This window comes from Paracoccus albicereus (assembly GCF_024359525.1).
In the GTDB taxonomy this organism is placed as follows: Bacteria; Pseudomonadota; Alphaproteobacteria; order Rhodobacterales; family Rhodobacteraceae; genus Paracoccus; species Paracoccus albicereus.
Window position 1 is genome coordinate 573,025 of sequence record NZ_JAKZEU010000002.1, and the last position, 12,139, is coordinate 585,163.

General features: G+C 65.3%; 12 protein-coding genes and 1 riboswitch. Of the genes, 6 read left to right on the forward strand and 6 right to left on the reverse strand.

All coding sequences use genetic code 11. From position 1 onward, the window contains the following. Positions 1-18: 18 nt before the first annotated feature. A complete protein-coding gene (locus MLD63_RS06310) occupies positions 19-540 on the reverse strand; it encodes a gamma carbonic anhydrase family protein (protein WP_255329031.1) in 522 nt (173 codons plus the stop codon). Beyond that, entirely contained in the window at positions 524-1,174 is a 651-nt protein-coding gene (gene gmk / locus MLD63_RS06315; protein WP_255329032.1) for a guanylate kinase, read from the reverse strand. Before gmk ends, MLD63_RS06310 begins: the two co-directional genes overlap by 17 nt. 275 nt (positions 1,175-1,449) lie before the next feature. Between gmk and MLD63_RS06320 the strand changes: the two genes are divergently transcribed. Continuing rightward, positions 1,450-2,133: a PAS domain-containing protein gene (locus MLD63_RS06320; RefSeq protein ID WP_255329033.1), complete on the forward strand. Its 684-nt coding sequence runs from the start codon at positions 1,450-1,452 to the stop codon at positions 2,131-2,133. Positions 2,134-2,175: 42 nt separating this feature from the next. Here the strand turns inward: MLD63_RS06320 and rnd are convergent, their stop codons facing one another. Next, positions 2,176-3,345: a ribonuclease D gene (rnd, locus tag MLD63_RS06325; protein WP_255329521.1), complete on the reverse strand. Its 1,170-nt coding sequence runs from the start codon at positions 3,343-3,345 to the stop codon at positions 2,176-2,178. Positions 3,346-3,452: 107 nt separating this feature from the next. Then, a complete protein-coding gene (gene tgt / locus MLD63_RS06330) occupies positions 3,453-4,580 on the reverse strand; it encodes a tRNA guanosine(34) transglycosylase Tgt (RefSeq protein ID WP_255329034.1) in 1,128 nt (375 codons plus the stop codon). 117 nt (positions 4,581-4,697) lie between these two features. On the opposite strand from tgt, the gene MLD63_RS06335 reads away from it, so the two are divergent. Further along, a complete protein-coding gene (locus MLD63_RS06335) occupies positions 4,698-5,054 on the forward strand; it encodes an SUF system Fe-S cluster assembly protein (protein WP_255329035.1) in 357 nt (118 codons plus the stop codon). A gap of 57 nt (positions 5,055-5,111) precedes the next feature. Here MLD63_RS06335 and MLD63_RS06340 read toward each other — a convergent pair whose 3' ends face one another. Next, the gene (locus MLD63_RS06340; RefSeq protein ID WP_255329036.1) at positions 5,112-6,548 is read right to left on the reverse strand and encodes an LGFP repeat-containing protein; all 1,437 of its coding nucleotides are present in this window, start codon (positions 6,546-6,548) and stop codon (positions 5,112-5,114) included. A 201-nt stretch (positions 6,549-6,749) separates the two neighbouring features. Here MLD63_RS06340 and MLD63_RS06345 point away from each other — a divergent pair, with 201 nt between their 5' ends. Both MLD63_RS06345 and tpiA read left to right on the forward strand, forming a co-directional pair. Next, positions 6,750-7,124 (forward strand): HesB/IscA family protein, encoded by a 375-nt coding sequence (locus tag MLD63_RS06345; RefSeq protein WP_255329037.1) that lies wholly within the window; start codon positions 6,750-6,752, stop codon positions 7,122-7,124. A 74-nt stretch (positions 7,125-7,198) separates the two neighbouring features. Then, complete coding sequence (tpiA, locus tag MLD63_RS06350; RefSeq protein WP_255329038.1) at positions 7,199-7,939, forward strand: triose-phosphate isomerase; 741 nt, start codon at positions 7,199-7,201, stop codon at positions 7,937-7,939. Here tpiA and MLD63_RS06355 read toward each other — a convergent pair. Beyond that, positions 7,936-8,610: an HAD-IA family hydrolase gene (locus tag MLD63_RS06355; RefSeq protein WP_255329039.1), complete on the reverse strand. Its 675-nt coding sequence runs from the start codon at positions 8,608-8,610 to the stop codon at positions 7,936-7,938. The genes tpiA and MLD63_RS06355 overlap by 4 nt on opposite strands. 99 nt (positions 8,611-8,709) lie before the next feature. Here MLD63_RS06355 and glmU point away from each other — a divergent pair, with 99 nt between their 5' ends. Together glmU and glmS are read left to right on the forward strand one after the other, a co-directional pair. Next, positions 8,710-10,065 (forward strand): bifunctional UDP-N-acetylglucosamine diphosphorylase/glucosamine-1-phosphate N-acetyltransferase GlmU, encoded by a 1,356-nt coding sequence (glmU, locus tag MLD63_RS06360; protein WP_255329040.1) that lies wholly within the window; start codon positions 8,710-8,712, stop codon positions 10,063-10,065. Between the two features lie 2 nt (positions 10,066-10,067). After that, the gene (gene glmS, locus MLD63_RS06365; RefSeq protein WP_255329041.1) at positions 10,068-11,900 is read left to right on the forward strand and encodes a glutamine--fructose-6-phosphate transaminase (isomerizing); all 1,833 of its coding nucleotides are present in this window, start codon (positions 10,068-10,070) and stop codon (positions 11,898-11,900) included. Between the two features lie 31 nt (positions 11,901-11,931). Then, positions 11,932-12,131: riboswitch (cobalamin riboswitch) on the forward strand. Positions 12,132-12,139: the final 8 nt, after the last annotated feature.

Below are 12,139 nucleotides of genomic sequence, written 5' to 3' on the forward strand. Positions count from 1 at the left end.
CTGCCCCCGCGCGCGGAACTAGCCGACCGGGCGCAATGTCTCGCGGAAGCGGCGCGCCCTTTCCCGATAGCCTTTCGCGGTCTGCAGGATCGCGGCACGACCTGCATCGTCAAGCTCGCGCACCACGCGCCCCGGTGCACCCATGACCAGCGCTCCCGCTGGAATTTCCTTTCCCTCGGCGATCAGGGCTCCGGCACCGATCAGCGCACCTTCACCGATCACCGCGCCGTTCAGGATCGTCGCGCCCATGCCGATCAGCGCGCCATCCCGGATCGTGCAGCCGTGCAGCATCGCCTTGTGGCCGATCGTGCAGTTTTCGCCGATGGTCAGCGGAAAGCCCGGATCCGTATGGCAGCAGACCAGATCCTGGACGTTCGAGCCGCGCCCTACGCGGATCTCCTCGTTGTCGCCGCGCAGCACCGATGACCACCACACGCTGGCTTCATCCTCGATCACGATGCGGCCCATCAATTGCGCGTCGGGCGCGACCCAGGCATCCTTGCCGAGCCGCGGTGTGATGCCGTCAAGTTCCCAGATCATCCTGCTGCCTTTCGGTTGTCATCAGGCTTTGCACGAAGGGGCCGAGGCCGGTCTGGCGGTCGCGCCGCAGCCGTTCGGCGTTCAGGATCGTGCGCAGCCGAGCCTCGGTCTCGTCGAGATCATCGTTGACGAGGACGTAATCGTATTCGGCCCAGTGGCTGATCTCATCCCGAGCCTTTTCCATCCGGTTCGCGATCACGTCGGCCGCATCCTGCCCGCGTGCGCGCAGACGGCGTTCCAGTTCCGCCATCGATGGCGGCAGCACGAAGATCGACACGACCTGACGACCCAGGGCCGACGCGCGGATCTGCTGGCCGCCCTGCCAGTCGACGTCGAAAAGCGTGTCGCGACCCTCGCGCATCGCCGCTTCGACCGGACCACGAGGGCTGCCATAGAGGTTGCCAAATACCTCTGCGTGTTCCAGCATCTGTCCTTGAGCGACGAGATCGCGGAACGTCACGGAATCGGTGAAATGGTAATGATGGCCGTCGATCTCGCCCGCACGCGGCGACCGTGTCGTCGCCGAAACCGAGAAACGAAGCCCGTCGTCCCAATCCATCAGACGTCGGGCGAGCGTGGATTTGCCCGCGCCCGAAGGCGAGGATAGAATGATGAGAAGCCCGTTTCGATCCATGCTTGGAGCGCGTCTTTCCTCTGGCCTGCGGGCCGATAGGGACCCTGCCGCCTGACATGGCGCAAGGGTCACGGAGCGTCAAGGCGCGGGTCGTCATTCAAGTTGACGTCGCGTCAACTACTTAACCAATCGTTAGGAATCTTCTCGGTGGCTGAACCCAATTTGACGTATGGTTCGTTGGTAGTGACGGTATCCAGTTTCGGCAGCGCGTGATGAGTAACTCGATGGACAGGGGTGGAAGGGACGGAGCCCAATCGACCGGGCAAGTTCTACAGATGCACGACTTCGGCCCAGAACAGCCGTCACGGATCGTTACGGAGCTGCGAGACTATTGGAACAGTCTTCGGCAGGGCCGTGCGGTCCCGAACCGGTCTGACGTCGATCCGCGCGGGATCCGGCGGGCGCTGGATTATGCCTTCATCATTGAGCGGATTGCGCCGGGTGCAGCGCGTTTCCGCTTGGCCGGCCGTCATCTGATCGATCTGATGGGAATGGAAGTGCGGGGGATGCCCGTCTGCTCGTTTCTGAACCCGGCGTCGCGCGGCCAGTTGTCGGATGTGCTGGAAACCGTCTTCAAGGCGCCCCAGATCGCCGACCTGCATCTGCAGGCAGGATCGGATTACGCACGCCCGCATCTGAAGGCACGGATGCTGTTCCTGCCGTTGAAGTCCGATCTCGGTGACGTCACGCGCGCGCTTGGCTGTCTGATTTCGGAAGGTGATATCGGCATCGCGCCGCGTCGCTTCGATCTGGCCCATGCCGAGGTAAATGCGATCTTCGATGGCGCGAAGCCGATGCAGCCCTCACCCTCGGCCCGTGGCTTTGGTGAGGAAGCGCAGGGCTGGCGCGGCAACAAGGCGACGCGCGAGCGGACCCAAGCGCAAGCGACGCCCGCAGCATCCGCCGAGACACCGGAAGAACGCCGCGCCCGTTTCAAGGTCATCGGCCGGGACTCCTGACGATCCGTGTCAGCGGTTTTCGGACCGCGACGACCAGTAGCGTCAGCGCGCCGGGACGACGCGCACTGCACCACCTTCGGCCGACAACGCGATTTCTCCACGCGCGAGCCGTAGTGCGTCTTCGCCGAACACCTCGGCGCGCCAGCCTTGAAGTGCCGGCAGATTGCGCTCTCCAGAAGCGATGGCGTCCAGATCGGAACTGGCGGCAATCAGCTTGGCGGCAACACCGACTTCTTCCGACTTGGCCTTGAGAAGGACGCGCAGAAGGTCTGCCAACGCCCCATTGCCTGCCCTGCCCTGCACCTGCTCGGGCATCTTGGGGAGGTCGCGCGTCTCCAGTCCCACCTTGACAGCGGCGAGGATACCGGTGGCGATCTCCCCCCGCCGCGCATCGCGCAGCAGCAGCCTCGATTTACCCAGATCAGCCTCGGAAGTGGGCTTGGTTGAGGCCAGCTCGATCATCGCATCGTCCTTGAACACGCGCGAGCGCGGGACGTCGCGCTCTTGCGCGAATCGTTCACGGAACTGCGCGAGTTCGCGCAGGATGGCCAGAAAGCGCGGTCCGTTCGAGCGCGTGCGGACGCGCAGCCACGCCTCTTCTGGGCGGGTGATGTAGGTTTCGGGATCTTCCAGGACCGCCATCTCTTCGGCCAGCCAGGACCGACGGCCAGATCGCGACAATTCGCGATCGAGATGTTCGTAGATGGCGCGCAGATGCGTCACGTCGGCCAGGGCGTAGGTCTTCTGTGCATCGCTCAGCGGGCGGCGGGACCAGTCGGTAAAGCGAGACGACTTGTCGAGATTGGCGCGTGCGATCTTCCGCACCAGCGTCTCGTAGCCGACCTGCTCGCCAAAGCCGCAAACCATCGCAGCCACCTGCGTGTCGAACAACGGCGCGGGGATCAGGCCTTCGTCATGGAAGAAGATTTCCAGATCCTGGCGCGCGGCGTGGAACACCTTGACCGTGTCCCGATGCCGGAACAGATCGTAGAGCGGCGCCAGCGACAATTCTTTTGCCAGCGGATCGACGAGGACTGCAGGCCCGCCCTGCGATTTCGGCGCGTCGGCAGGCGGCAGCGCCAGCTGGATCAGGCAAAGCTTTGAGTAATAGGTCCGCTCGCGCAGGAATTCCGTATCCACGGTGACGTAGGGCGCCTGCTTCGCCTGTTCGCAGAAGGCGGCCAGGTCCCCGGTCGTGGTGATGGTCGTGATCGTGTCGGTCATGATGGGCCTGTGATGCTGGGCGGGTCATCCGCCGGTGAAGTGCAGATAGGATTGACGCGCTGTCTTGGAAAGCGTGGTCGGCGCGGAACGCCGGGTCACAAGGGTGGAATATCGCCCTTTTCACGCTCTGCATGAAACACGGCCACGAAATCATCAAGCCGTGCCCCAGCGATTGCACCGCGCAGACCGGCCATCAGCTGCTGGTAGTAGTGCAGATTGTGCCATGTCAGCAACATGCCCGAGATCATCTCGCCCGCGCGGAACACGTGGTGAAGGTAGGCCCGTGAATAGCGGCTGCAGGCGGGACACGTACAGGATTCGTCCAGCGGACGCGGATCGTCGGCGTGGCGGGCATTCTTGATGTTGACCTGTCCGCGCGCGGTCCAGGCCTGACCGGTCCGCCCCGAACGCGAGGGCAGAACGCAGTCCATCATGTCGACTCCGCGCTGGACGGCGCCGACGATGTCGTCGGGCTTTCCGACGCCCATAAGGTAGCGCGGCTGGTCGTCGGGCAGCAGGCCAGGTGCATAGTCGAGCACGTCGAACATCGCCGCCTGACCCTCGCCCACCGCAAGGCCGCCGATGGCGTAGCCGTCGAAACCGATGCTGCGCAGAGCCTCGGCACTCTCTTCGCGCAGCTCGCGGTTGATCCCGCCCTGCATGATTCCGAACAGCGCATGCCCCGACCGGTCGCCAAACGCATCGCGCGAGCGCTGCGCCCAGCGCATCGACAGCCGCATGGATGCGGCAACCTGATCATCGGTCGCGGGCAGCGCGGGACATTCGTCGAAGGCCATGACGATGTCGCTGCCTAGCAGCCGCTGGATTTCCATGCTGCGCTCGGGCGTCAGGTGGTGGCGGCTGCCATCGATGTGGCTGGCGAAGGTCACGCCATCCTCTGTCAGCTTGCGCAGGCTCGCGAGACTCATCACCTGAAATCCGCCCGAGTCGGTCAGGATCGGCCGATCCCAGTTCATGAAGCGGTGCAGTCCGCCCAGCCGGTCGATGCGTTCCGCGCCTGGGCGCAGCATCAGGTGATAGGTGTTTCCAAGAAGGATATCGGCGCCGGTCTCGGCCACGCTTTCGGGCATCATCGCCTTGACAGTCGCGGCGGTGCCGACCGGCATGAAGGCAGGCGTGCGGATGTCCCCGCGCCGCGTGGTCAACGTGCCCGTGCGGGCGGCGCCGTCGCGTGCGGCGATCTGGAACGGGAAGCTGGGCATGTGTGATCCGGAACCGGGAAGGCGGACTTCTAGCGCGGCGGCCGCGTGCCCGCAACGCCACTGGACCCGACTGGCGGGCACGCCTATATAATCAGTCGGAATTGAAAGGTCCTGCCCATGTCCGAGCCGCTGATGGAAGGCGCACCGCTGATCCGCCCTTCAAGCACAGATCACCCGCTGTACGAGCAGGTCGTCGAAGCCTGCAAGACGGTCTATGACCCGGAAATCCCGGTGAACATCTATGATCTGGGCCTGATCTACACGATCGAGATCGACCCCGAGAATGCGGTTGCCGTGACGATGACGCTGACCGCGCCAGGCTGCCCCGTCGCGGGTGAGATGCCGGGCTGGGTCGCTGACGCGATCGAGCCGCTGCCGGGCGTGAAACAGGTCGATGTCGCGATGACCTTCGAGCCGCAATGGGGCATGGACATGATGTCCGACGAAGCGCGGCTGGAACTGGGCTTCATGTAAGCGAAGACGCGGCCGGGGAAGCCCCCGCCCGCGTCGCATGCTGCGATGTAATCGCAATCAGATCTGAATATTGTCGAGCGCCTGCTGCGCTGTGAAGGCGGCGAAACGGCCTGCGATGTCGGGTCGGAAGAACAGCGTCACCGCGCCGTCAGCCATCACCTTCGCGCTAAGCAGCCAGGCCTCGGCCGGGACGTCGGCCAGCTTGATCGGGTTTGCGAAGGCGCTTTCGATCGCTGCCTTGATGCCCGCAACAGTATCGCCCGTGCCGATCCCCGCGAAGTTGTCGGCGTGAATGCGCGCCGTCCCCGATTGTCGCACACGCAGCGCGAGCGCGGTATTCGCGTTCGGGGCGGGCGTTGCCTCGAACCGGATCGGAATTTCGACCCACCAGTTCGGGTCGGGGATGAACCAATGGCCCGATGCAACCTCGCCCGCGATGCGGAAGGTGATGCTCCGGTTGATGCTGCGCCAGAAATCGTAGCCGGTGGCCGACACGCCGACGATGCTGACCGACTGGATGTCGACGCGTGAATCGGTGACGCGCTTTCGAAACGCCTGATCGAAGGCCGACAGCACCCTGGCGCGCGACAGGGTGGCAATCGCAGGGTCCTGCCTGGCGTTTTCTTCCCAGAAGACGACGCCGTTCTGGAAATCGCTGAACCATTGCGCCGGACGCTGCTTGATCATCATCTCGTCGCTGGTCGGATAGCCAAGACCGCCGCGTTCCCAGCCCTGTCCGGCCCAGACCCCGCGGATGCCGCCGCGCACTTCCATCGGGCCGGTCTGCGGATGCCAGTAGATGCTGCCGTTGCCGGAGAAATGGTTGAACCGGCCCACCGTATCCGGGGTCGTCGTCTCATCGGTCACCGGCAGGAACAGGTCGCTGTCCGGCCCGCCCTTGGCGTTGTATTTGGCGCGGATGTCGCCGTGGACCTCATGTGCACCGGTCGCCGGAGAATAATAGATGTCACAACCAGCGTAGCGGCGACGATGCCCACCCCTGACCGCCTCGCACGGACCCTGCGCCGCGCCGGTGAAGGCCGCGCCGAGCGCCTTGGCCTTGGCCTCGATATTGGCGCAGGGGTCGTTCTGGTTCAGCAGCGCGTTGCTGATCGTCAGCGTCACGTCGGCCCAGTCCCCGCCTTCATCGGTGTTGTTCACGCGCTTGGCGAGCGTGGCCGACCCATTGGCCGCGATGGACCCTGACACGCTGGCCGTCCCGTCGAGATCGGAACTGTTGGTCGAGGTGCCTTCGAACAGCTTGAGGTTGCCGCTTACACTGACGGCGCCGCCAGCTGCACGGGTGAAGGTATAGCGCGCCTCGACCCGGACCTCGCCGCCGCAGCGGCCGATGTTGAGGATTTCGCGCGTCGGCGTCGAATCGTCCAGCTGGATCACGCCGGACACGCTGCGGTTGGCGAACTCGTCGCTTTGCGGCCAGTTCTCATCATCCTTGATCCGCATGGCGAGCGTGTAGTTGATCAGGTTCGTCACGATTTCCCTCCGGGGATATGCGTTTGCAGTGCCCTCTGCATCGGTCCGCGCCGTCAAAGCGGCGTGAGACGGATCGGGGCTTGACGTGAAAAGCGGCGCCTCTTTCTTGAAAACGTCATGCCCGCCGACCGGCACGGGGCCTTGAGCCGCACGGAGCAGAGCCCTATCTTAATCATGAGGATTAAGACGAAGGACCTCGCCATGTTCGGGATTCCCGGCAAGTCGCCAGTCACCATCACTCCCGCCGCCGAGCGGCAGATCGTCCGGCTTATGGCCGGAAAGGACAGCGCGGGGCTGCGCATCGGTCTGAAGAAGGGCGGCTGCGCGGGGATGGAATACACGATGGAACTGGCCGAGGCGGCGGACAAGGCCGACGAGGTCGTGGAACAGGGTGACGCGCGGGTGCTGATCGCCCCCATGGCGCAGATGTTCCTGTTCGGAACAGAGATCGACTATGAGAACGGTCTGCTGGAATCGGGCTTCCGCTTTCGCAATCCCAACGTCACGGACAGCTGTGGATGCGGTGAATCGGTTCGGTTCGAGCCGCTCGAAGGCTCGCGCGCCGAAGGCGTCTGAGGTGCAGCGCATACTGGCGGCTTGATCCATCCCCTGCCCCGGCCTAAGCCTGCGGCACCAACAGGGGGACGATGATGACTGCACGCAAGCTTGCCGCCGGAAACTGGAAAATGAACGGCGACCGCGCCGCGCTGGCGGAAGTCGATGCGCTGCTGCACGGTCTGAGCGAAGGATGCGACGTTCTGATCTGTCCGCCCGCCGTGCTGATCGCCGCGATGGCCGATCGCGTGCAAGGACGCATCGCGGTCGGTGGGCAGGATTGTCATGCGAAACCGTCAGGCGCGCATACAGGCGACATCGCGGCCGCGCAGTTGCGCGACGCGGGCGCAAGCCATGTCATCCTGGGCCATTCCGAACGCCGGGCCGATCACCGCGAGACGGATGCGGACGTGGCGGCGAAAGCCATCGCTGCGCATGATGCAGGCTTGGTGACGGTAATCTGCGTGGGCGAGACAGATGCACAGCGCGACGCGGGCGAGACGCTGAACGTCATCGCCACTCAGCTTGCGGGGTCGGTGCCCGATTGCGCAACCGCCAACAACACGGTCGTGGCCTATGAGCCGGTCTGGGCCATCGGCACGGGCCGCACGCCGACAAACGACCAGATCGCCGAGGTTCATGCGATGATGCGTCGGACCCTGGCAGACCGCTTCGATGACGGCGCGGATGTGAGCCTGCTGTACGGCGGCAGCGTCAAGCCGGGCAACGCGACAGAAATCTTCGCGATCGCCGATGTGGATGGCGCGCTGGTCGGCGGCGCAAGCCTGAAGGCCGCGGATTTCGGCCCCATCGTCGCGGCTTTGTCTGACAGCTAGGCAAGCCAGTCGCGCGCCAGCGCAGGCAGATCGTCGAAATGATGCAGCAGCGCCTCGGGCGCGAGACGCTCGATGGCCGTCCCTTCGGGGCCGAAGCTGACAAGCGCCACCTTCACCCCCGCCGCGCTGGCGGTCTTGCGATCGGTCTCGGTATCGCCGACCAGGAACGACCGCGACACCTTTCCGCCGGCACGCTCGACCGTCGTCTTGTAGGTGCGGGGATCCGGCTTGCGGTGCGGCAGCGTGTCTGCGGCGATCATCGATGCGAACGCGTCACGGATGTTCAGCGCCCTGAGCAGGCTTTCGGCCAATGCCTCTGGCTTGTTGGTGCAGACGGCAAGGATGTGACCGTCATCGGCAAGTTGCTTCAGGGCGTTCTCGACCCCGGGGTAAAGCTTCGTGTGGGCCATGATGTTCTGGCCGTAATGGTCCAGCAGACAATCGAAATCCTCGTCCTCCGCCCCCGGTGGCAGCAAGCGGTCCGACGGCATCCGACCATAACCCGCCCGCAGCATCGCACGCCCGCCGTGAAAGGCGATCAGCGCATCGTCCTGCGGGTGAAGCAGATCGCCCAGATCCCGGGCCCGAAAGCAGGCATTTGCCGCCGCGATCAGATCGGCAGAGGTGTCGGCCAGCGTGCCGTCCAGATCGAAAACAACAGTACCCGTCATGGCGTAACCAAGCGTAAGAATGTGTGAACGTGCAGGGCCTTTTGTGCCGCGCGCCGCTTGAGTAGAACGCGCCGAACGAAAACACAAACGGGGACGGTGATGAGCGAACAACCCACCACGGGGCCCATTGCGCTGATCGTGCTGGCAGCAGGCCAGGGCAGCAGGATGCAGTCGGACCTGCCGAAGGTGCTGCACCCTCTGGGCGGGATGCCCCTGGTGGCCCATGCATTGGCCGCGGGCCGCACGCTGGAGCCGGAAACGGTGATCGTCGTCGCGGGCCACGGGGCCGAGGCGGTCCGGCGTTCCGTCGGCAAGCTGGACCCCGAGGCGAAGATCGCGCTGCAGACCGAACAGTTGGGCACCGGACACGCCGTCCAGCAGACGATCCCGCAGCTGGAAGGGTTCTCTGGCAAGGTCATGGTGCTTTACGGCGACACGCCCTTTATCGGCGCCGAAACGCTCGCCGCGCTGATCAAGGCACCCGCCGATGTCGCGGTGCTGGGGTTTGAGGCTGCCGATCCGGGCCGCTACGGACGCCTGATCGTCGAAGGCGACGAGCTGCAGCGGATCGTGGAATACAAGGACGCGACCGAGGCGGAGCGCGCCATCGCCCTTTGCAATTCCGGCGTGATGGCGCTGGACGCGGACCTGTTGCGCAGCCTGATCGCGCGGCTCGGCAACGACAACGCCTCAGGCGAATATTACCTCACCGATCTGGTGGCGCTTGCACGCGCCGAAGGACAGCGCGCGCGTGTCGTGATCTGCGACGAGGCAGAGACGCTCGGCATCAACACCCGTGCGGAACTCGCAGCGGCCGAAGCCGCATTCCAGACGCGTGCACGGGCGCAGGCACTGGCCGACGGAGTTACGCTGGCCGATCCGGCGACGGTCTGGTTCGCGCTGGACACCGCGATCGGCCGTGACGCGGTTGTGGGCCAGAATGTCGTCTTCGGACCCGGCGTGACCGTGGAAAGCGGTGCCGAGATCTTGCCCTTCTGCCATCTGGAAGGCTGCCATATCAGCGCCGGCGCGACCGTCGGTCCTTTCGCCCGGCTGCGGCCCGGCGCGGAACTGGGCGGCGACGTCCATGTCGGCAATTTCGTCGAGATCAAGAACAGCGTCCTGGACGAGGGCGTGAAGGTCGGCCACCTGACCTATCTGGGCGACGCACATGTCGGCGAGCGCACGAATATCGGCGCGGGCACCATCACCTGCAATTATGACGGTGTGATGAAGCACCGGACCGAGATCGGCGTCGACGCCTTCATCGGCAGCGACACGATGCTGGTCGCCCCCGTGCGCGTCGGTGACCGCGCGATGACCGGGTCGGGCAGCACGATCACCGACAATGTCCCCGACGACGCACTGGCGATTGGCCGGGCGCGCCAGGTGACGAAGCCGGGGCTGGCCAGCCGTCTCATGGCCGCGCTCCGCCAGAAGAAACGGGAGCATTAGGCATGTGCGGCATCATCGGGATCCTCGGCCAGCACGAGGTCGCGCCGCAACTGGTCGAAGCGCTGAAGCGGCTGGAATATCGCGGCTACGACAGCGCGGGCATCGCCACGATCGATGGTGCCGGCAAGCTTGACCGGCGCCGCGCGGTGGGAAAGCTGGTCAATCTCAGCGACCGGCTGGTTCATGAGCCGCTGACCGGGCTTGCCGGGATCGGCCATACCCGCTGGGCCACCCACGGCGCGGCGACCGAGGGGAACGCCCACCCGCATCGCTACGGACGCGTTGCAGTCGTCCACAACGGCATCATCGAGAACTTCCGTGACCTGCGCGAGGATCTGGTCGCATCTGGCATCTCGCCGCAGACCGAGACCGATACCGAGACGGTGGCGCTGCTGGCCGGTCGCTTGATGGACGAGGGGATGACACCGCTCGACGCCGCGCGCGCGACGCTGGCGCGGCTAAGGGGCGCTTTTGCCCTGGCGTTCCTCTTCGACGGCGAGGGTGATCTGATGGTCGCGGCACGTCGCGGCAGTCCGCTGGCGATCGGCCACGGTGAGGGCGAGATGTATCTCGGCTCGGACGCGGTTGCGCTGGCGCCTTTCACCGACAAGATCACCTATCTTGAGGATGGCGACCATGCCGTCCTGACCCGCCAGGGCGTGCAGGTCTTCGACGCCGAGGGCCGGCTTGCCAACCGCGATGCCACCCGGATCGACGTGGGCGAGACCGCGATCGACAAGGGCGGTTATCGGCACTTCATGGCCAAGGAGATCGCGCAGCAACCCGCCGTGCTGGGCGACGTGCTGAGCCATTACGTCAAGGGCGACCGGATCGTGCTGCCGGAATTCGCCGGTGGCGCGGCGCTGGACTTCGCCGATGTCGACCGGATCGTGCTGGTTGGCTGCGGCACCGCCTATCTGGCCGGACACGTGGCAAAATACTGGTTTGAAAGCCTCGCCGGCCTGCCCTGCGATCTGGATGTCGCGTCGGAGTTCCGATACCGCGAGCCGCCCCTGTCGGACCGCAGCTGGGGCCTGTTCATCAGCCAGTCGGGCGAAACGGCGGATACGCTGGCCGCGCTTCACTATGCGCAGGGCCGGGTCGCGCGGACGCTGGGGATCGTGAACGTCGGAACCTCGGCCATCGCGCGCGAGGCGGATCTGGCACTGCCGACGCTGGCGGGGATAGAGGTCTGCGTGGCCTCCTCCAAGGCCTTCACCTGCCAGCTTGGCGTGCTCGCGGTCCTGGCGATCAAGGCCGCCCATGATCGGGGGCGGATCGACGATGCGCAGATGGCTGCGCATCTGGCCGATCTGCGCGCGATCCCGGGACTGCTGAACCAGGCGCTGGCGGTCAGCGACGATTGCAAGCGCATCGCCGACTGGCTCGCCGAGGCGCAGGACGTGCTGTATCTGGGCCGCGGTCCGCTTTATCCGGTGGCGCTGGAAGGTGCGTTGAAACTCAAGGAACTCAGCTACATCCATGCGGAAGGTTATGCATCGGGTGAGCTGAAGCATGGTCCAATCGCGCTGATCGACCGCAACGTGCCGGTGGTGGTCGTGGCGCCGCGCGACGCGCTGTTCGAGAAGACGGTCTCGAACATGCAGGAGGTGATGGCGCGGCACGGCCAAGTGGTGCTGATTTCTGACGCCGAAGGGATCGCCGAGGCTGGGGATGGCGTACGGCACAGCCTGACCATGCCGGCGGGCGGAGGGCTGTTCAGGCCCATCACCTACGCGGTGCCGATGCAGTATCTCGCCTATCACACCGCCGTCGCCAAGGGCACCGACGTGGACCAGCCGCGCAACCTCGCGAAATCGGTCACGGTCGAATAACGCGCTCTTGCGCGACTCGGGGGCTGCGCGCTATGCCCCGAACTGCTTCGGTTCCGGGTTCGCCCGGATGAAAAGGGAACGCGGTGCGGGCCATTGGTCCCAATGCCGCGACTGCCCCCGCAACTGTAAGCGGCGAGCGATGCCCATCATGCCACTGTCCCATTCGGGGCGGGAAGGCGGGCAAAGCGGCGACCCGCGAGTCAGGAGACCTGCCGAGGTCGATCACCCAATCCGCATGC